Annotated in this window: 15 protein-coding genes; 8 read left to right on the top strand and 7 right to left on the bottom strand. The window is 70.5% G+C overall.

Annotation, left to right across the window (positions count from 1 at the left end; translation table 11 throughout):
* Position 1: 1 nt before the first annotated feature.
* Positions 2 to 640, bottom strand: coding sequence for a LemA family protein (locus FHX60_RS16750; RefSeq protein ID WP_112773585.1), 639 nt, complete (start codon positions 638 to 640; stop codon positions 2 to 4).
* A 101-nt stretch (positions 641 to 741) separates the two neighbouring features.
* Positions 742 to 2,034, bottom strand: a complete 1,293-nt coding sequence (gene hemL / locus FHX60_RS16755; RefSeq protein ID WP_112773584.1) for a glutamate-1-semialdehyde 2,1-aminomutase — start codon at positions 2,032 to 2,034, stop codon at positions 742 to 744.
* A gap of 242 nt (positions 2,035 to 2,276) precedes the next feature.
* Between hemL and FHX60_RS16760 the strand changes: the two genes are divergently transcribed.
* The 6 genes from FHX60_RS16760 to FHX60_RS16785 all read left to right on the top strand — a co-directional run bounded on the left by FHX60_RS16760 (position 2,277) and on the right by FHX60_RS16785 (position 12,749).
* Positions 2,277 to 2,447, top strand: a complete 171-nt coding sequence (locus FHX60_RS16760) for a rubredoxin (RefSeq protein WP_010813017.1) — start codon at positions 2,277 to 2,279, stop codon at positions 2,445 to 2,447.
* Positions 2,448 to 2,785: 338 nt separating this feature from the next.
* Entirely contained in the window at positions 2,786 to 3,313 is a 528-nt protein-coding gene (locus FHX60_RS16765; protein ID WP_092308098.1) for a response regulator, read from the top strand.
* A 38-nt stretch (positions 3,314 to 3,351) separates the two neighbouring features.
* Positions 3,352 to 3,723, top strand: coding sequence for a response regulator (locus tag FHX60_RS16770; RefSeq protein WP_012352035.1), 372 nt, complete (start codon positions 3,352 to 3,354; stop codon positions 3,721 to 3,723).
* Between the two features lie 53 nt (positions 3,724 to 3,776).
* Positions 3,777 to 4,340, top strand: a complete 564-nt coding sequence (locus FHX60_RS16775; RefSeq protein ID WP_183283971.1) for a chemotaxis protein CheW — start codon at positions 3,777 to 3,779, stop codon at positions 4,338 to 4,340.
* A gap of 113 nt (positions 4,341 to 4,453) precedes the next feature.
* Entirely contained in the window at positions 4,454 to 6,676 is a 2,223-nt protein-coding gene (locus FHX60_RS16780) for a methyl-accepting chemotaxis protein (protein ID WP_112773582.1), read from the top strand.
* 127 nt (positions 6,677 to 6,803) lie between these two features.
* Positions 6,804 to 12,749: a hybrid sensor histidine kinase/response regulator gene (locus FHX60_RS16785; protein ID WP_183283972.1), complete on the top strand. Its 5,946-nt coding sequence runs from the start codon at positions 6,804 to 6,806 to the stop codon at positions 12,747 to 12,749.
* Between the two features lie 134 nt (positions 12,750 to 12,883).
* Here FHX60_RS16785 and FHX60_RS16790 read toward each other — a convergent pair whose 3' ends face one another.
* The 5 genes from FHX60_RS16790 to FHX60_RS16810 all read right to left on the bottom strand — a co-directional run bounded on the left by FHX60_RS16790 (position 12,884) and on the right by FHX60_RS16810 (position 17,865).
* Positions 12,884 to 13,720, bottom strand: coding sequence for a hypothetical protein (locus tag FHX60_RS16790; protein WP_183283973.1), 837 nt, complete (start codon positions 13,718 to 13,720; stop codon positions 12,884 to 12,886).
* A 173-nt stretch (positions 13,721 to 13,893) separates the two neighbouring features.
* Positions 13,894 to 15,201, bottom strand: a complete 1,308-nt coding sequence (locus FHX60_RS16795) for an MFS transporter (protein WP_112773579.1) — start codon at positions 15,199 to 15,201, stop codon at positions 13,894 to 13,896.
* 84 nt (positions 15,202 to 15,285) lie between these two features.
* The gene (locus FHX60_RS16800; protein ID WP_183283974.1) at positions 15,286 to 16,044 is read right to left on the bottom strand and encodes an SDR family oxidoreductase; all 759 of its coding nucleotides are present in this window, start codon (positions 16,042 to 16,044) and stop codon (positions 15,286 to 15,288) included.
* Between the two features lie 149 nt (positions 16,045 to 16,193).
* Complete coding sequence (locus FHX60_RS16805; protein WP_010813008.1) at positions 16,194 to 16,436, bottom strand: hypothetical protein; 243 nt, start codon at positions 16,434 to 16,436, stop codon at positions 16,194 to 16,196.
* Positions 16,429 to 17,865: an aldehyde dehydrogenase family protein gene (locus FHX60_RS16810; RefSeq protein ID WP_183283975.1), complete on the bottom strand. Its 1,437-nt coding sequence runs from the start codon at positions 17,863 to 17,865 to the stop codon at positions 16,429 to 16,431. Before FHX60_RS16810 ends, FHX60_RS16805 begins: the two co-directional genes overlap by 8 nt.
* Positions 17,866 to 18,069: 204 nt before the next feature.
* On the opposite strand from FHX60_RS16810, the gene ppa reads away from it, so the two are divergent.
* Complete coding sequence (gene ppa / locus FHX60_RS16815; protein ID WP_183283976.1) at positions 18,070 to 18,597, top strand: inorganic diphosphatase; 528 nt, start codon at positions 18,070 to 18,072, stop codon at positions 18,595 to 18,597.
* A gap of 124 nt (positions 18,598 to 18,721) precedes the next feature.
* The gene (locus FHX60_RS16820) at positions 18,722 to 19,294 is read left to right on the top strand and encodes a cytochrome b (protein ID WP_183283977.1); all 573 of its coding nucleotides are present in this window, start codon (positions 18,722 to 18,724) and stop codon (positions 19,292 to 19,294) included.
* Positions 19,295 to 19,307 lie beyond the last annotated feature (13 nt).

A 19,307-nucleotide genomic window follows, 5' to 3' on the forward strand; every position in this document is an offset into this window, starting at 1 on the left:
ATCAGAACTTGACCGCGGGCGGGGTGGAGATGGCCTTCTCGTTTTCCACGGTGAACGAGGGTTTGACCGGGTACTTGAAGATCATCGCCGTCAGGTTGGTCGGGAAGCTGCGCGCCAGCACGTTGTACTGCTGCACCGCGGCGATATAGCGCTGGCGTGCCACGGTGATGCGGTTCTCGGTGCCCTCGAGCTGCGATTGCAGGTCGCGGAACGAGGCATCGGCCTTGAGCTGCGGGTAGTTCTCGGACACAGCCAGCAGGCGCGACAGCGCGCCGGACAGTTCGCCCTGCGCCTGCTGGAAGCGCTTGAAGGCTTCGGGGTCGTTCAGGGTTTCGGGCGAGACCTGGATGCTGGTGGCGGCGGCGCGCGCCTTGGTCACGGCTTCGAGCGTCTCGCGCTCGTGCGAGGCGTAGCCCTTGACGGTGTTGACCAGGTTGGGGATCAGGTCGGCGCGGCGCTGGTACTGGTTGATGACTTCGCCCCAGGCCGCCTTGACCGCCTCGTCCTTGGCCTGGAAGTCGTTGTAGCCGCAGGCCGACAGCAGGCTGGCCATGACCGCCAGCACCACCCAGCGCAACACGGACAGGGGCGAGCGGGTGGGCAGCGGAGTGGGCAGCGAAGGGGACGAGGATGCGCGCATCGGAGGCTCCGGCGATTGGACGAACTCCAAGTGTAGCGCACCGCCCTTGTCGTCACGCGTGGGCCCCCGGCGCAACCTGGCGCCGGGCGGCCCGCGTGGGCTCAGGCCGCCGCGAAGGCCTTGCGCGCGGCGTCGAAGGTGGCGTCCAGGATGGCGTCGTCGTGCTGCGCGGAGACAAAGCCGGCTTCGAACGCCGACGGCGCCAGGTAGACGCCGTGCTCCAGCATGGCATGGAAGAAGCGGTTGAAGCGCGTGGTGTCGCTCTGCGTGACTTCGGCGAAGCTGCCGGGCACGCCGTCGCGGAAGTAAAGCCCGAACATGCCGCCGACCGCGTCCGCGGCGAACGGCACGCCCGCCGCCCGGGCCGCTTCGGCCAGGCCGTCGGCCAGCTTGCGGGTCTGCGCAGCCAGGCGGTCATAGAAACCGGGCGCCTGGATCAGCTTGAGCGTGGTCAGGCCCGCCGCGACCGCCAGCGGGTTGCCCGACAGCGTGCCGGCCTGGTACACGCCGCCCAGCGGCGCCAGGCTGGCCATGATGTCGCGCCGTCCGCCGAAGGCCGCCGCCGGCATGCCGCCACCGATGACCTTGCCCAGGCAGGTCATGTCGGGGCGGATGCCGTAGTGCGCCTGCGCGCCGCCCAGCGCCACGCGGAAGCCGGTCATGACTTCGTCGAAGATCAGCACCGCGCCGTCGCGGGTGCACAGTTCGCGCATCGCCTGGAGGAAGGCGTCGCTGGCGCGCACCAGGTTCATGTTGCCGGCCACCGGCTCGACGATCACCGCGGCGATCTCGCCCGCATGCTTGGCGAAGGCCTGTTCCAGCTGCTCGACGTTGTTGTACTCCAGCACCATGGTGTGGCGCGTCACGTCGGCCGGCACGCCGGCCGACGACGGCGCGTTGCGGGTGGTGTCGGCAAAGGTCAGCAGGCCGGAGCCGGCCTTGACCAGCAGGCTGTCGGCGTGGCCGTGGTAGCAGCCTTCGAACTTGATGATCAGGTCGCGGCCGGTGAAGCCGCGCGCCAGGCGCAGCGCGCTCATGGTGGCTTCAGTTCCCGAAGAGACCAGCCGCACCTGCTCGATCGACGGCACCAGCTTGCAGATTTCCTCGGCCATGGTGATCTCGGCCTCGGTCGGGGCGCCGAACGAGAAGCTGTGGGCGGCGGTTTCCTGGACCGCGCGCACCACCTCCGGATGGGCATGGCCGACGATCATCGGGCCCCACGAGCCGATGTAGTCGATATAGCGCTGGCCGTCCGCGTCCCACATGAACGGGCCCTCGGCGCGCGTGATGAAGCGCGGCGTGCCGCCTACCGAACGGAAGGCGCGCACGGGCGAATTGACGCCCCCGGGAATGGTCTGCTGGGCGCGGTCGAAAAGCTGCTGATTACGGGACATGGCGTTGAGGTGAGGACAGGACTGCAGGGATCGTGCTCGGCCGGCCTCCGGGCCTGGCGTTGACATGCGGCAAAAACAGCGGAAGTTCGCTGCAATTGCCCGCCAATCGTGCGCTAACAAGGCGCTAACGGGTGCGAACACGGCGGAACTGGCCCGATTCCGGCCCTCGCGCGGCTGGCGCCGGCGGCACGGTTTCGGTACCATCTGCGCTGGATTTTAATGGAGAGTGGCCAGAGCCTGTTATGGAATACAAGACTTGGATGTGCCTGATCTGCGGCTGGATCTACGACGAAGCCGCAGGCGCGCCGGAAGACGGCATCGCCCCCGGCACCCGCTGGGAAGACGTGCCGATCAACTGGACCTGCCCGGAATGCGGCGCGCGCAAGGAAGATTTCGAGATGGTCGCGATCTGAGCGGCCACTATCCAGAAGAACAACGATACGGCCGGCGCGCCCGTCGCGCCGATACGACAGAACGCCGCCGGGGGCTGGCCGCACCGGATTGACGGCCCCCCGGCGTCTTGTCACACTCTGTTGCAAAAATGACTGGCTGTCCCTCCGCCCGCGGCGGGGAGGACGGCGGGCAGATGCGGGGATCACGCATCGCCGCTGCCGGGCTCAGCCCGGCCTTGGAAGGGAAATAAAAAGAATTTCGGGGGTCCGTCGGGGCGCGCATGGGTCGCGCTGCTCCGCACGGGTGTTCTCTGGTGCTTGCCGGCGCTCCGCCAGGAGCTGCTGGTCGCGGGAACAACATGCGGGTCGCTCATCTAGAAGAAAACCAGCGGGTCAATACCGCCGGCGCCCAGGGTCTGGCGCCTGGCGTTCCTGTTCCGGGTACCGCGCCGGACATCAAGCCGGACCTGACGCCCGGGATCGCTCCGCAGCCGCGCCGCAAGGTGCTGGTGATCGACGATTCCAGCACCATCCGCCGTACCGCGGAAATCTTCCTGGCGCAGGCCGGGTACCAGGTGATGCTGGCCGAGGATGGCTTCGAGGCGCTGGCCAAGGTGGGCGAGCTGCATCCCGACCTGGTCTTCTGCGACATCCTGATGCCCCGGCTGGACGGCTACCAGACCTGTTCGCTGATCAAGAAGAGTCCGCGTTTCCACGCCATTCCCGTGATCATGCTGTCCTCGCGCGACGGCGTGTTCGACCGCTCGCGCGGCCGCCTGGTCGGCGCGCATGACCACCTTGCCAAGCCATTCACCCGCGACGCGCTGCTGCAGGCCGTGCAGGCCTGCCTGCCATGCCAGCCCGCGGGCGAGGCGTTGCCCGCCTGAGCCGCAGGCGCGCCGTGTACGAATCGAAGGAAAACCTCATGACCGCCATTCACAAGATCCTGATCGTCGACGACTCCCCGACCGAAGCCCTGTTCATGTCCGACCTGCTGGGCAAGCGCGGCTTCAAGGTCGCGGTCGCCAGCAACAGCGAGCAGGCCTTCGCCCGGCTGCAGGCCGAAGCCTTCGACCTGATCCTGATGGACGTGGTGATGCCCGGCCAGAACGGCTACCAGGCCACCCGCGCGATCAAGCGCGACGACCGCTTCAAGGACATCCCCGTGATCATGTGCACCAGCAAGGGCCTGGACACCGACCGCATCTGGGGCATGCGCCAGGGCGCGTCGGACTACATCGTCAAGCCCGTCGACGGCGAAGAGCTGCTGGGCAAGATCGCCGCGCTGGCGCACTGAGCCGCCCGCGCCGGCCGCACGGCACGCCACTGCCACCTGTTCCGGGGACCGCCATGAACGCGCCACGCCAAGACCTCCGCGCCCGCCATACCCGCCTGCAGGACTACCAGGCCATGCTGGCCCGGCGCCTGCGCGAGGCGCGCAGCCTGCCGGCCGCCGACAGCTACCTGGCGCTGCAGGTGGGTGCCCGCCACTGGCTGGTGCCGCTGGCCGATGCCGGCGAGGTGCTGGACATGCGCCAGCCCAGCCCGGTGCCGCTGACGCAGCCGTGGTACAGCGGCCTGGTCAATGCGCGCGGCAGCCTGCTGGGGGTGATCGATTTCAGCCTGTTCTGCGGCGGCGCGCCAACGCCCCTGCAGCCGGGCAGCAAGATCGTGGTGCTGTCGCGCGACGCGGAACGCGCCTGCGCGATCCTGGCCACGCGCGTGGCCGGGCTGCGCCATGCGGCTGACCTGGCTTTGCCGCACGGCGACGCCGCGGCCTGCGGCACCGGCGCGGCGCCGGCATGGGAAGGCCAGCGCTATGCCGACCGCGAGGGACGCGACTGGCAGGTGCTGGACGTGCGCGCGCTGCTGGACGCGCCGGCTTTCCTGCAAGCGGGCAAGGCCGCCGCCTGACGCGCGCGGGCCGGTAGCGCCAGGCACAGACAAAAAGACGACGCGCAGGCCACTGCCTGCCGCACCCGGCACGAGCCGCCGGGCATGACAACGATAAAACGGAAGAGGGTGCCATGGGTTTCAACAGATTCAGCCTGGGCCGGCGCACGCCGGCAGCCGACGCCGCCACCAGCCTTGCGGGTGGGCCGGACGAGCCGGGCGTGGCCTATGCCGCGGGACCGGAACCCGCGCCCGTGCCGCCCGCCGCCGCGGGGCTGGGCGCGACCCCGCTGGAGCACCTCGGCCGCTGGCTCGGCCGCATGCCGTTCGCGTCGCAGCAGCGGCTGCTGACCGTGGGCGTGGTGGTGTCGCTGGTGGCGCTGCTGGGCTCGGTGTACCTGGATAACCGCATCGCCAACAATGCCGCCGCGCAGATCGAAGTGGCCGGCGACATGCTGATGCACTCGCAGCGCCTGGGCAAGGCGGTGCCGGTCGCGCTGCTGGGCAATGCGCAGGCCTTCACCCAGCTGCGCCAGTCCCGGGATGCGCTCTCGGGCGACCTGAGGGCGCTGCAGCAGGGCAGCGACGAAAAGCGCGTGCGCGCCACCACCGGCGCGGCCGAACCGCTGCTGCAGGCAGCCATGCAGTCATGGGCGCGCTCCGAGAAAAGCGCCGCCGACGTGCTGGCGCAGCAGCCCGTGCTGACCACCATCGGCCAGACCCTGCAGATCTTCAACGCCTCCAACCCCGAGCTGCTCGAGTCCGCCGAACAGGTGGCCGCGATCAAGCTGCAGTCCGGCGCCAACGCGCGCGAGGTGGCGGCCTCGGCGCAGCTGGTGATGCTGACCCAGCGCCTGGGCAAGAACCTGAACGAGTTCCTGGCCGGCGAAGGCGTCAACCCGGAGACCGCCTTCCTGCTGGGCAAGGACACCAACACCTTCCGCGAGACCCTGGACGGCCTGCTCAACGGCAGCGAGGCGCTGCGGCTGTCGGCCGCCGCCGACGAAGAGACACGCGGCTACCTGCAGCAGCTGTCGCAGCGCTTCGAGGCGGTGCAGAAGACCACCCAGACCATCCTGCAGAACCTGCCCGGCCTGATCGCCGCCAAGCGCGCGCAGCAGCAGATCTTCAACGACAACGAGGCGCTGCGCGCCGAACTGTCGGCGCTGCAGCGCGCCTACGCGGAGTCGGCGCGAAGCCGCCCGGTGACCCTGGGCGCGACCGTGGTGTCGGCGGCGCTGACGCTGCTGTGCCTGGTCGGCCTGGCCGCGCTGTACCTGCGCGATTCGCGCATGCGCACGCTCGAAGCCGAGGCGCGCGAGCGCGAGGCCGAGGCCCGCCGGCTCGACGAAAAGCGCAACAACGACAACACCCAGAGGGCGATTCTGCAGCTGATGAACGAGCTGCAGGACATCGCCGACGGCGACCTCACGCGCCAGGCCACCGTGACCGAGGACATCACCGGCGCGATCGCCGACTCGGTCAACTACACCGTGGAAGAACTGCGCGAGCTGGTCGGCCGGGTGCAGCAGACCGCCGGCGAGGTGACGCAGGCCTCGGGACAGGTGCAGGCCACCTCGACCCAGCTGGTGTCGACCACCGAAGAGCAGTCGCGCCAGATCCGCCAGACCGGCGAGTCGGTGGTGGAGATGGCCGACCGCATCACGCAGGTATCGCGCGGCGCGGCCGAGTCCGCCAACGTGGCGCGCGCCTCGCTGTCCGCCGCGGAACAGGGCCAGCACGCGGTGCAGAACGCGATTGCCGGCATGAACGACATCCGCGAGCAGATCCAGGAAACCTCCAAGCGGATCAAGCGGCTGGGCGAGTCGTCGCAGGAGATCGGTGAAATCGTCGAGCTGATCTCGGACATTACCGAGCAGACCAACGTGCTGGCGCTCAACGCGGCCATCCAGGCGGCGTCGGCGGGCGAGGCCGGACGCGGCTTCTCGGTGGTGGCGGAAGAAGTGCAGCGGCTGGCCGAACGCTCCGGCGAGGCCACCAAGCAGATCGGCGCGCTGATCCGCACCATCCAGACCGATACCCAGGACGCGGTGCACGCGATGGAGCGCAGCACCCAGGGCGTAGTCGAGGGCGCGCGGCTGTCGGACCACGCCGGTGCCGCGCTGGTCGAGATCGGGCGCGTGTCGCGCCAGCTCGCCGAGCTGATCGAGCAGATCTCGCAGTCCACCTCGCACGAGGCCGACCTGGCCACCACCGTGGCGCGCCATATCGAACGCATCCTGCAGGTCACAGAGCAGACCACCACCGGCACGCGCCAGACCGCGCAGTCGGTGCGCCAGCTGACGCTGCTGAGCGAGGAGCTGCGCAACTCGGTGTCGCGCTTCAAGATCGCCTGAGTGGCCGGATGACGCCTGCGACCGCTTCCGCGCACCGCGGCCCCGCGCCTTATGCCAACTCCGCGCCCGCCGCCCGTCGCGGCGGGCGGACTGCGGCTGCCGTGCCGGCGCCGCACTGGAAGCCGTCATGTCCCTGAATTCCCCGATCCCGCGCGACGCGGCCGCAGCCGGCATGCCGGCCGGCCCCGACGCCTTGCCTGAACCCGAACCCGCACCGTTGCCGGCCAGCGCGCAGCCGTCGCCCGACGGCGGTGCCGCGCGTGACCTGTCCGGCCTGGCGTGGCTGGCGCCCAGCCTGCGCAGCGCGCTCGAAGACGCCGCCGCGGAGCTGGGCCACTATGTCGATGAAGTGCGCCAGGCGCCCGAGGCGCTGGGCGCGCGCGATACCACCTCGCTGCGCCTGGCCGGCCAGCATCTGCACCAGGCCGCCGGCGCCGTGCATATCGTCGGGCTGCGCGGGACCGACCCGTATTGCCAGGCGCTGCGCCGCCTGCTCGATGCCATCGATGCCGGCACCGTTGCCGCCGGCCCCGAGGCGCTGGAGGTATTCCGCGCCGGCGTGCAGGCGCTGGCCGAATATGTCGACGACCTGATGGCAGGCGACGACGAGGCCCCGCTGCGCCTGTTCCAGCCCTATGCCGCCGTGCTCGCCCGGCTGGGCGAGGAACGCGTGCATCCGGCTGACCTGTGGCTCGACGAGCTGCAGATGCTGCCCGGCATGCTGCTGCCGCCGAAGGGGCCGGCCGCGGTCACGCGCGCGCGCCAGCAGTTCGAGTCGGCGCTGCTCAAGGCGCTGCGCCTGCCGACGCCATGCGCCGACGCGGCGCTGCTGCGCGAAGCCTGGCTGCCGCTGCACGCGGCGCTGGATGAACTGCGTGCCAACGAGCAGGAAGCGCGCCGTGCCGCCGACCATCCCGACCGCGGCGTCTGGCACGTGCTCGGGCTGGTGTGCCGCGCGCTGGCGCTGGGCCTGCTGCCGTCGGACCTGCTGGCCAAGCGCTTTGCCGGCCGCGCCAACCTGCTGCTGCGCCAGTACCAGCAGGGCCATGTGCGCGTGCCGCAGGCGCTGCTGAACGACGCGGTGTTCCTGCTGGTTTGCACCGGGCTGGCCGAGGGCGGCAATGACGACGCGGCGGCGCTGCGCGCCGACATCGTGCGCACGCTGGCGGCATTCCGCGTCGAGGCCGCCCACGCGCAGGCCCGTGCCGATTTCCGGCTGCGCTACTACGGCTGGCTCGATCCGATCGACACGCGCAACCTGCAGCAGGCCGCGGCCGGGCTCGAACGCGCCGCCGCCGCGGACCAGTCCGCGTGGGAGATCGCGCTGGCCGCGCTGGCCGAGGCCGCGCAGCCGCTGGCGCAGCCGGCGCTGCAGCGTTGCCTGGCGCAGGCCGCCATGCCGGGGCGCGAGCGGGGCTGCGGCGACGCGCTCGGCGCCGCCGGCATCGCGCTGTTCCTGTCGCGGGCGCTGGCGCTGCCGTGGCGCGTGCACGGACGGTCCGCCCATCCGGCCGCGGCACACTTTGCCGCGCAGTGCGACGCGCTGGCCGCCTGCCTGGCGGACCCTGTCGCCGCCGCGCCGGCCTGGCTGGCGCGCATGGTCGACGAGGCGCGCGCCCAGGTGCAGCGCAGCGAAGCCGTGGCGCAACTGCGCGCGCAACTCGACAGCGGCGAATCCTGGCTCGACAGCTATGACCGCAATGCGGCGCGCCCCGACGGCGCCGCGCACCTGCGCGACGCGCGCCAGGCCTTCGCCGCGCTGGCGGGCACGCTGGCGCAGCTGCAGGCGTCGCCGGCGCTGCCGGACGTGCTGGCCGGCGATGCCGCACAGGCCAGCGCTGCCGTGGAGGCCGTCAAGACAACGCTTGCCGAGGAGGGCGAGCTTGCCGACGCCGGCGCGCGCGCGGCGCTGCTGCGCACGGTGGCGGCGGAACTGGGCGTGGTCCATGCGTTCGCCGATGCGCTCGAATTCGGCCGTGCCCGCCACGCCGAGGCATTGCCGGATGTCGCTGCCGCGGGCGACGCGCATGCGCCGCAGGATCCGCTCGACGCGGCGCGCGCCGCCGCCGACGAGGCCCTGCGAGCCGGCGCCGTTTCCGACGCGCCGGCGGTGCAGCGGCTGCGTGCCGCGCTGCAAGCGCTCTCCGACCAGGCCGCGATCGACGACGACGCCGCGCTGCGCCGCCTGGCCGCCGATGCCGTCACGCAGTGCAACGCCTGGCTTGCCGGCAGCGACGACGCCGGCGCGCGCATGGTGATGGCGCTCGCCGCGATGCCGGCGGAGCCGGCGCCGGTGCCGGTCGTCGCGGCCACGCCGTCCATGCCCGCGGCCGGCGACCACGCCGCCATCGATGCCGAGCTGCTCGACATCTTCCTCAACGAGGCCGACGAGGTGCTGGGCGGCATCGCCGGCGACCTTGGCGCCGGCGTCGAGGCGCTGCGCGATGCCGACATGCTCAGCCGGCTGCGGCGCGCGTTCCATACGCTGAAGGGCTCCAGCCGCATGGTCGGCCTGCATCGTTATGGCGAGGCGGCATGGGCGGTGGAGCAGGTGATGAACCTGTGGCTGGCCGAGGCGCGCGAGCCCGCGCCGGCGCTGCTGGCGCTGCTGCGCCGCGCGCATGCCGAACTCTCGGCGTGGGTGGCGCGGCTGCACGGCGATGCCGCGGCATGGCACGACATCGCGCCGCTGGTTGCCGCCGCCGAGGCGGTGCGCGATGCCGGCACCGCCGCGGACATGGCGCAGGCCGCGCCTGACGTGGCTGGCGGCGAGGCGCCGAACGAGCATCCGGACGCAGCCGCAACCGACGCCGCAACCGAGGCCGATACCGACGCCGATACCGACGCCGATACCGACGCCGATACCGACGCCGATACCGACGCCGATACCGACGCCCCCGCCGACACCGGCACGCCCGACGACAACGTGATCCCGTTCCGCCTGGCCGGTGGCCTGTCGGACGAGGACGACCATTACAAGGTCATCGGCCCGGTGCGCATCGGCCTGGCGCTGTACAACGTCTATTTGCAGGAGGCCGACGGCCTGCTGCGACAGTTCGCCACCGATATCTCCGAATGGCGGCATGAAGCCCACCCGTGCCCGAGCGAGCTGGCGCTGCGCGTCGCCCACACGCTGCAGGGCAGCGCATCGACCGTTGGCCTGGAGCCGGTGCGCGAGATCGCCGAGGCGCTGGAAGCGTTGCTGCTGCAGCTGGGCGCGCATCCGGTGGCGATGCACGCGGGCGATTTCCGCCTGCTGGAGCAGGCCGCCGAGCGCATGCGCGGCATGCTGCACCAGTTTGCCGCCGGCATCTGGCCGCAGGCCGATGCCGCGTTGCGCCGCAGCCTGGTCGAGTTCGGCGAGCGCGCGCTGCTGCGGCCGCGCGTGGCGCTGCCCGCGCCGCCGCCGGCCGAGTCGGATGACGCAACGCAAGCATTTGGCCCGCAGCCGCCCGCGGCCGACGCGGGCGCAGCCGCCGAAGCCCCTGCCGTGCCGCTTGGCACCGCGCATGATGCGGTGGTGATCGCGCTGCCGACGGTGCCGCGCGCGCCCGAGGCGCCGGCCGCCGACACCGGCACCGCCCCCGACCCGGCACTGGTGCAGATCTTCCTGGAAGAGGCACAGGGCTCGCTGCCCGAACTGGGCAAGCTGTTGCGCGGCTGGGAAGCCGCGCCCGACGACGCGCGCCATGGCGGGCTGGTGCTGCGCGCGCTGCATACGCTCAAGGGCAGCGCGCGCATGGCCGGCGCGATGGCGCTGGGGCAGGCCGCGCACGAGATGGAGACACTGCTCGACAGCACGCTGCGCGGGCAGGGGCGCCAGCCGGTTGCGCCGAAGGTGTTCGAGCGGCTCTACGCCTGGTACGACCGCATCCTGGCGCATGCCGAGGCCTTGCAGGCCGGCCGCCTGCTGCCGGCCGACGATGCCGATGTGGTCAACGGCCTGGCCGATCCCGCGCAGGCGGCCGACGCCGCCACGGCGCAGCCTGAAGCCGCCGAAGGTTCCGGCGATGCCGCCGCAGAGGCCCCCGCGCCCGACCTGCCCGCGGTGCCCGGGCCGTCCGACGTGATGGTGCCGATGCCGCCGGCCGCCCCGCTGGCTCCGCTCGCACCGTTGGCATCGGCCGAGCCGCAGCGCGCGCTGGTGCGCGTGCAGGCGCGCGCGCTCGACACGCTGATCAACGAGGCCGGCGAGGTCGGCGCCACGCGCGCGCGCCTGGACAGCGAGCTGGAGGCGATGCGCGCCTACCTGGGCGAACTGAACGACAACGTCGCGCGCTTGCGCGGCCAGCTGCGCGAAATCGAGATCCAGGCCGAATCGCAGATGGCGTCGCGCATTGCCGATGCGCAGCACAAGCAGGAATTCGATCCGCTCGAGTTCGACCGCTTCACGCGCTTCCAGGAACTGACGCGGATGATGGCCGAGTCGGTCAACGACGTCGCCACCGTCGAGCAGAACCTGCAGCGCGGCTTCGACCGCGCCGCCGGCGACCTGGCCGCGCAGGCGCGGCTGACGCGCGGGCTGCAGCGCGGGCTGATGCAGGCGCGCATGGTGCAGTTCGACGCGCTGGCCGAGCGGCTCTACCGCGTGGCGCGGCAGGCCGCGGCCGAGACCGGCAAGGAAGTGCGGCTGCTGATCAAGGGCGGCACGGTGGAGATCGACCGCTCGGTGCTGGACCGCATGGCCGGCCCGATCGAGCACCTGATCCGCAACGCGGTGGCGCACGGCATCGAGACCGCCGCGCAGCGCCGGGCCGCGGGCAAGCCCGCCACCGGCGCGCTCACGCTGGAGGTGCAGCAGGAAGGCAACGAGGTGGTGCTGCATTTCATCGACGACGGCGGTGGGCTGGACCTGGCGCGCATCCGCGCCCGCGCGGTCGAACGCCGGCTGCTGGCGCCGGACGACGACGCCAGCGAGGCGCGCCTGACCGAGATGATTTTCACCCCCGGCTTTTCCACCGCGGAAGCGGTGTCCGAACTGGCCGGCCGCGGCGTGGGCATGGACGTGGTGCGCGCCGAGACCGTGGCGCTCGGCGGGCGTATCACGCTGGCATCGCAGCCGGGGCAGGGCACCACCTTCACCGTGCACCTGCCGCTGACCACGGCCATCACGCAGGTGCTGGTGATCGCGCTGGGCGCGCGCCGCTATGCGGTGCCCAGCGGCATGATCGACCAGGTGCAGCAACTGCGCGCGCCGGCGCTGCTCGACGCGTACAACCACGGCCGCCTGGCCGTGGCTGGCGCCGAAGTGCCGTTCTTCTACTTCGGCGCGCTGCTGGAACAGGGCGAGGCCGCGCCCGCGGGGCGCAAGTACTCGCCGGTGGTGCTGGTGCGCAGCGGCGCCGAGCGCGTTGCCGTGCATGTCGACGACGTGGTCGGCAACCGCGAAGTGGTGGTCAAGCACATCGGCCCGCACCTGGCGCGGCTGGAGGGCATCGCCGGCGCCACCACGCTCGGCGATGGCGAGATCGTGCTGATCTACAACCCGGTGGTGCTGGCACAGCGCTTCATACGCGAGCGCGGCCGGTCGCTGCCGCTCGATCCGCCGCTGGCGCCATCGCAGCAACGGCAGGCCGTGGCCGCGCAACCGGGCGCGGTCGCGGAACTGGCGGGCGACGGCACCGCCGAACCCGTGGCTGGGCTGGCGGCGCAGCCTACCGTGATGGTGGTGGACGATTCGCTGACCGTGCGCAAGGCCACCCAGCGCCTGCTGGGCCGCGCCGGCTACCACGTGGTGCTGGCGCGCGACGGCGTCGATGCGCTCAAGCAGCTGCAGGACGTGATGCCGGATGCGATGCTGGTCGATATCGAGATGCCGCACATGGACGGCTTCGACCTGACCCGCAACGTGCGCTCCGACGCGCGCACCGCGCACCTGCCGCTGGTGATGATCACCTCGCGCACCGCCGACAAGCACCGTCGCTATGCGGAGGAAATCGGCGTCAACGTGTACCTGGGCAAGCCGTACAACGAGGATGAACTGCTGGGGACGCTGCACCGCTTGCTGGGTGAGCGGGCGGCGGGCACGGCGGGGTCGGTGGCGCAGATGCTGGGGGACGGGCAGGGGGGCTAAGCTCGCGGTTTTTTGTTGCCGCACACTATCGCACTCCCGCTTGTTTGCTCCCTCTCCCGCAAGCGAGAGAGGGAGTACCCCAAGCCGTCAGTCATAGCGCAAAGGCGCTTCGCCTCAGCCGTACCTCTGCACCACTACCACCGCATCTGCGCATTCTTGCTGTTGGTGCTGACCGTCATGGTCTTGGTCCGGCCCTGGTACGTCGCGCGTACGTTGTAGGTGCCCGACGGCGCCTTCAGCAGGCAGCGCGGGCCGTCGGCGACAAAGCTGGCGACTTCCTTGCCGCCGCGCATCAGCTTGACGTCGACATCCGACAGATATTCGCCGCGCGCGCCCTGCGTGAACAGCAGGCTCATGTTGTACTTGCGCGCCTGCGACTGCAGCGCCACCTGCTCGTCCTCGGCCACGCCGCCGCAGATATAAGCCACCGGGCCGGCCTGGCGCTGCACCATCGCGTCACGCGGCGGCGGCGGGGGCGGTACCGTCAAAGGCGGCCGGGGTTGCCCCGGGGCTGCCACGGGCGGCGGTGCGGGCATTGCCGGCGGCGTGCCGGTGGGCGCGGGCATCGGTGAAGCGGTCGGCGGCGGCGCTGCCGTGGCCGGCGCCGCTATGCCGGGCGCGGGCTGGGTGGCAGGCGGCATGGTGGCCGCTGGCGGCACGGTGGTGGAGGGCGGCACGGTGGCGGCCGGCGGCACAGTGGTGGCGGGCGGCGCGGTGGCGCCCGGCGTCGGTGCCATGGTGCCTGGCGCAGGGGCCGGTGCAGTAGTCGCTGGCGCGGCCGGCGTTGCCGGCACGGGGCTGGCATCGACCACGGGTGCCTGCGCATGGCTGGCGGCGGGCACCAGTGCCAGCAGCGCGACCACACCGGCGCTGAGCGCGAGCACCAGGCGCTTCACGCGCGAGCGGCGCGCCAGGCGCGCTTCGATGACTTTCAGCGAACGGGTAGGGGCAAACGGAAGCAGTTGCGGCATCGTGGCCTCCTTGGCAAGCTTGGGAATCAGATGCCCCGGAGGACCCCGTCGGGATCACTCCGGGTGTCTCTTTTCCATGCTAGGGCCCAGGAATAGGCGACACTGCCGGGCGTGGTCCTACATCCGCGTCAGCCGACGGCGCATTCGCGCCGGCAAGCGGCGCGCGCGCGACTTCACTGCCGGCTCACCAGTCGCTTGGGCACCGACAGCGTCAGCGCCGCGCCCACCACCAGGCACCCGGCCAGCAGGTACATGCCGGAATCCGTGCTGCGGGTCAGGTCCTTGAGCCAGCCCACCGCATAGGGGCTGAGAAAGCCGGCAAGGTTGCCCAGCGAATTGATCAGCGCAATGCCCGCGGCCGCGCCGGTGCCGGCCAGGAACGCCGTGGGCAGGCTCCAGAACAGCGGCAGCGTGGTCAGGATGCCGATCGTCGCCAGCGTCAGCGCCACCATCGCCAGCGTGGTGTCGCCGTGCCATTGCACCGACAGCAGCAGCCCGACAGCGCCGGCCAGCGCCGGCACTGCGATATGCCAGCGGCGCTCGCCGCTGCGGTCGGCGCTGTAGGCCACCAGCACCATGCCGATCACCGCGCAGCCATAGGGGATGGCGGTCAGCAGCCCGATATCGAGCGCGCCCTTGACGCCGGTCTGCTTGATGATGGTCGGCAGCCAGAAGCTGACGCCGTACAGGCCCATGACGAAGCAGAAGTAGATCGCGCTCATCAGCCACACGCGCGGGCTGGACAGCACGGTGCGGATCGGCGGGTCTTCCTTGTGCGCGTTCTCGCTGGCGATATTGCGCTCCAGCAGTGCCTTTTCCTCGGCCGACAGCCATTTGGCGTGGGCGATGCGGTCATCCAGGTAGGCCAGCACCCACAGCCCCACCAGGATCGACGGAATGCCTTCCAGCAGGAACATCCACTGCCAGCCCGACCAGCCGTTGTGGCCGTCGAACGACTGCATGATCCAGCCCGACAGCGGCCCGCCGATCACGCCCGACAGCGCGATCGCGGTCATGAAGAAGGTAGTGGTGCGCCCGCGCCGGTTGGCCGGGTACCAGTAGGTCAGGTACAGGATGATGCCGGGAAAGAAGCCGGCCTCGGCAATGCCAAGCAGGAAGCGCAGCACGTAGAACATGGTCGGCGTGGTGACGAACATCATCGCCGCCGAGATCGCGCCCCAGGTGATCATGATGCGCGCGATCCAGACGCGCGCGCCCACCTTGTGCAGGATCACGTTGCTCGGCACTTCGAACAGGAAGTAGCCGATGAAGAAGATGCCGGCGCCCAGGCCGTAGACGGTCTCGCTGAACTGCAGGTCGTTCAGCATCTGCAGCTTGGCGAAGCCCACGTTGACGCGGTCCAGGTAGGCCACCACGTAGCACAGCAGCAGGAAGGGCACCAGGCGCCAGCTGACCTTGCGGTAGGTGGCGTCTTCAAAGGCGGCGTCGCTGACGCCGGGGTTCACTGCGGTCGTTGTCATGCTGTCTCCTGAGGAATTGGCGTTTCTGTGTGACGCGTTCTTACAGCTACCGTACGACTGGGCAAGCAGGCCAGGGCGCGCGCCTTAGACGCAGCGGCCGCCGTCCACTTCGATGCAGGTGCCCGTGATGAAGGCGGCTTCGTCCGAGGCCAGGTAGAGGCAGGCGTTGGCCACGTCCTGCGGCGTCGACATGCGCCCCATCGGGATGGTGGCGAGGAACTTCGCGCGGTTCGCGGGCGTGTCGGGCATGCCCATGAATTCTTCGAGCAGCGCGGTGGCGCCGATCACCGGGTTGACGCAGTTGACGCGGATATTGTCCGGGCCCAGCTCCGCGGCCATGGCCTTGCTGGCGGTGATCACCGCACCCTTGCTGCCGTTGTACCAGACCAGGCCCGGACGCGGCCGGATACCGGCGGTGGAGGCGATGTTGACGAACACGCCGCCACCGCGCTGGCGGAAATGCGGGATAAAGGCGCGCGCCGACCAGTAGATGCTCTTGACGTTGACGGCATAGACGCGGTCGAACTCGTCTTCGGTGATCTCCAGGATCGGCTTGTTGCGATGGGTGGTGCCGGCGTTGTTGACGACGATATGCACGTCGCCGAAGACAGCCAGCGCGGCGTCGCGCATGGCCTCGGTATCGGCTTCGCGCGAGACATCGGCGCGCACCGCGCGGGCGCGCCCGCCGGCGTCGCGGATCGCCGCGGCGACACGCTCGGCGGCATCCTCGCGCAGGTCGGCTACCACCACGTTGGCGCCTTCGCGCGCAAAGGTATGGGCAATGCCTTCGCCGAAGCCGGAACCGCCGCCGGTGACGATCGCTACCTTGTTGGCCAGTCTCATGGCTTGTCTCCTGGTGTTGTGGTTCTTTGGTATTGCTACGGACGTTCAAGTGCTGTCGGCTTGCTCCCCGCTCCCGCCCGCGGGAGAGGGGAGCGTTCGCAACGGGCGTCGGCACGCTCAGGCGCTATCGATGATCGCGCCTTGTTCCCTCAATGCGAAAACGGCCCCCGCCCGCGCAGCGCGTTGGCCACCATCATCAGCGCCAGCAAAAACGGCAGCGCCACGTACAGGCACCAGTGCACGCGGTCGCCGACCACGTCGCCCCACTTGCGCTTGAACACTTGCAGCCGCGGCATGCCCGAAGGATTGGTGGCGCGCTTGTTGCGGACATGCCAGGCCATCCAGAAAAAGAAGATGGCAAAGGCGACCGACAGGAAATTGATGTTACCCATGTTGAATGGCGATGGTTTTCAGGGTGGTGAATCCGTACAGGGCCTCGAAGCCCTTTTCGCGGCCGTAGCCGGACTGGCCGCTGCCGCCGAAGGGCAACTCCACGCCGCCGCCGGCGCCGTAGTTGTTGATAAAGACCTGGCCCGCGCGCAGCTTGTGCGCCAGGCGCAGCTGGCGCCCGCCGTCGCGGGTCCAGAGCCCGGCGACCAGCCCGTACGGCGTGCCGTTGGCCAGCGCGATGGCTTCGGCCTCGGTGTCGAACGGCATCGCCGCCAGCAGCGGGCCGAACACCTCTTCCTGCGCCAGCCGGTGCGCGGGCGGCACGTCGCGGAACAGCATCGGCACCTGGTAGTAGCCGGCCTCGGGCGCCTCGGCCACGATCTGGCCCTGCGCCATCACCGCCACGCCGGCGTGCTGCGCGTCCGAGACGAAGTCCCACACGCGCTGCTGCTGCTTTCGGCTGATCAGCGGGCCGCATTCCAGGTCCAGCTCGGACGGGCCCACGCGCAGCGATTCGAATACCGACGCGAGCCGGTCCAGCAGCATGTCGTAGACCGGACGCTCGACCAGCAGGCGGCTGCCGGCCGAGCAGGTCTGGCCGGCGTTCTGCACGATGCCGTTGACCACCACCGGCACCAGCGCGTCGAGGTCGGCATCGGCAAACACGATCTGCGGCGACTTGCCGCCCAGTTCCAGCGTCACCGGCACATGGTTCTCGGCGGCCAGCTGCGACACCAGCTTGCCGGTCTGCGGCGAGCCGGTGAACGAGATGTGGTTGATGCCGGGGTGGCGCGCCAGCGCGGCGCCGGCCTCGTGGCCGTAGCCGGTGATGAGGTTGAGCGCGCCTTCGGGCAGGCCGGCCTCGGCGGCGATCTCGGCCACGCGCAGCAGCGACAGGCAGGCGTCCTCGGCCGGCTTGACCACGCAGGCGTTGCCGGCGGCCAGCGCCGCGCCGACGCTGCGCCCGAAGATCTGCAGCGGGTAGTTCCACGGGATGATATGGCCGGTCACGCCGTGCGGCTCGCGCACCGTCAGCACGGTATAGCCCGGGTTGTAGGGAATGGTCTGGCCGTGCAGCTTGTCGACCGCGCCGGCGTAGAACTCGAAGTAGCGCGCCACCGCGCGGGCGTCGGCGCGCGCCTGGCGCAGCGGCTTGCCGGTGTCGCGGGCCTCGAGCGCGGCCAGTTCTTCCTCGTGGGCGATCAGCGCCACGGCGACGCGGTTGAGCAGGCGCACCCGCTCGGCCGGGGCCATCTGGCCCCAGGCGCCGTCGGCGGCCTGGCGCGCCGCGTGGACGGCGACATTGATATCGGTGGCGTTGCCGCGCGCGATCTCGGCGAAGGGCTCGCCGTTGGAGGGATCGAAGACCTTGATGCGCAGGCCGTTGTCGGGCGCGATCAGGCGGTTGGCGACGAAGTGCTGGGCGTGCATGGGTGGCTCCGGGGCAGCATCAGGGCTGCGGCTATTCAGTGTCGGCTGAAGAATGCGCCATTATCGCCGACGCCGGCGTCGCTGCAACGCGTTGCAGCGGGCCAGCGAAGCCAGGACGGGCGACGGCTTGTCAGCAACCGGTCAGGCGCGAGCCGCTATAATGCCCGCCATCCGACAACACAGCGCAGGCATCTGGAGAACCGCATGAGCTTCAACCTCGTATCCCCGGGCAAGGACATCCCCAACGATTTCAACGTCATCATCGAGATCTCGGCCCAGAGCGATCCGGTGAAGTACGAGGCCGACAAGGAAACCGGCCTGCTGTTCGTCGACCGCTTCATCGGCACCGGCATGCGCTATCCGGCCAACTACGGCTACATTCCGCAGACGCTGTCGGGCGACGGCGACCCGGTGGACGTGCTGGTGCTGTCGCCGTTCCCGATCCTGGCCGGCGCGGTGGTGCGCTGCCGCGCACTCGGCATGCTGAAGATGACCGACGAGTCCGGCGTCGACGCCAAGCTGGTGGCGGTTCCGGTCGACAAGCTGTCGCCGGCTACTGCCTACATGAAGGGCCTGTCCGACGTGCCGCAGAACCTGCTGGACCAGATCAAGCACTTCTTTGAGTACTACAAGGCACTGGAAGCCGGCAAGTGGGTCAAGGTCGAAGGCTGGGCCGGCATCGAGGAAGCCCACAAGGAAATCACCGACGGCGTGGCGAACTACAAGAAGTAAGCTGAACCGCCGCTGAATCAGCCCCGCTCCGGCGGGGTTTTTTATTGCCGCGCGCTTGATGCGCGTTAGCACCCGGCCGCGTGGTGCGCGCTACGCTAGGCGGGTATTGACAACAGGAGTCCCCATGCAACCCGTGACCGAAATCCAGGTATCGCCGCAGGCCCTGCCGTCGGCGCGCCGCTATGACCGGCTGGCGGTGTCCCTCCATTGGGCGGTGTTCGTGCTGGTGGCACTCGCCTATGCCGCGATCGAGCTGAAGGGCAGCTTCGCCAGGGGCACGCCGCCGCGCGCGCTGGCCATGGCCGTGCATGAATGGGCCGGCGCGCTGGTGCTGGTGCTGGCGCTGCCGCGCCTGCTGTGGCGCCTGCTGCGCGGCGCGCCCGCGCCGGAGCCGGGCGCGCGCTGGATGCAGCTGGCCGGTGCGGCCATGCACTGGGTGCTGTACCTGTTCATCCTGGCCCAGCCGCTTCTGGGCCTGCTGGCGATGAATGCCGGCGGCCACCTGCTGGCGCTGCCGGCTCTGGGGATCGAAGTGCCCGCGCTGGTCGCGGCCGACCCGGCGCTGAAGGACGGCGTCAAGGACCTGCACGAAACCCTCGGCACCGCGTTCTACCTGGTCATCGGCCTGCATGCGATGGCATCGCTGTTCCATCACTACATGCTGGGCGACGACACGCTGCGGCGCATGTGGCGCTGAGCGCCGGCACATA

The sequence above is a fragment of the Cupriavidus alkaliphilus genome, from assembly GCF_014191175.1.
In the GTDB taxonomy this organism is placed as follows: domain Bacteria; phylum Pseudomonadota; class Gammaproteobacteria; order Burkholderiales; family Burkholderiaceae; genus Cupriavidus; species Cupriavidus alkaliphilus.

What these genes read in the sequence shown, in the direction of transcription:
- FHX60_RS16750 (WP_112773585.1), bottom strand. Translation starts at nt 640, where the DNA reads ATGCGCGCATCCTCGTCCCCTTCGCTGCCCACTCCGCTGCCCACCCGC.
- hemL (WP_112773584.1), bottom strand. Translation starts at nt 2,034, where the DNA reads ATGTCCCGTAATCAGCAGCTTTTCGACCGCGCCCAGCAGACCATTCCC.
- FHX60_RS16760 (WP_010813017.1), top strand. Translation starts at nt 2,277, where the DNA reads ATGGAATACAAGACTTGGATGTGCCTGATCTGCGGCTGGATCTACGAC.
- FHX60_RS16765 (WP_092308098.1), top strand. Translation starts at nt 2,786, where the DNA reads ATGCGGGTCGCTCATCTAGAAGAAAACCAGCGGGTCAATACCGCCGGC.
- FHX60_RS16770 (WP_012352035.1), top strand. Translation starts at nt 3,352, where the DNA reads ATGACCGCCATTCACAAGATCCTGATCGTCGACGACTCCCCGACCGAA.
- FHX60_RS16775 (WP_183283971.1), top strand. Translation starts at nt 3,777, where the DNA reads ATGAACGCGCCACGCCAAGACCTCCGCGCCCGCCATACCCGCCTGCAG.
- FHX60_RS16780 (WP_112773582.1), top strand. Translation starts at nt 4,454, where the DNA reads ATGGGTTTCAACAGATTCAGCCTGGGCCGGCGCACGCCGGCAGCCGAC.
- FHX60_RS16785 (WP_183283972.1), top strand. Translation starts at nt 6,804, where the DNA reads ATGTCCCTGAATTCCCCGATCCCGCGCGACGCGGCCGCAGCCGGCATG.
- FHX60_RS16790 (WP_183283973.1), bottom strand. Translation starts at nt 13,720, where the DNA reads ATGCCGCAACTGCTTCCGTTTGCCCCTACCCGTTCGCTGAAAGTCATC.
- FHX60_RS16795 (WP_112773579.1), bottom strand. Translation starts at nt 15,201, where the DNA reads ATGACAACGACCGCAGTGAACCCCGGCGTCAGCGACGCCGCCTTTGAA.
- FHX60_RS16800 (WP_183283974.1), bottom strand. Translation starts at nt 16,044, where the DNA reads ATGAGACTGGCCAACAAGGTAGCGATCGTCACCGGCGGCGGTTCCGGC.
- FHX60_RS16805 (WP_010813008.1), bottom strand. Translation starts at nt 16,436, where the DNA reads ATGGGTAACATCAATTTCCTGTCGGTCGCCTTTGCCATCTTCTTTTTC.
- FHX60_RS16810 (WP_183283975.1), bottom strand. Translation starts at nt 17,865, where the DNA reads ATGCACGCCCAGCACTTCGTCGCCAACCGCCTGATCGCGCCCGACAAC.
- ppa (WP_183283976.1), top strand. Translation starts at nt 18,070, where the DNA reads ATGAGCTTCAACCTCGTATCCCCGGGCAAGGACATCCCCAACGATTTC.
- FHX60_RS16820 (WP_183283977.1), top strand. Translation starts at nt 18,722, where the DNA reads ATGCAACCCGTGACCGAAATCCAGGTATCGCCGCAGGCCCTGCCGTCG.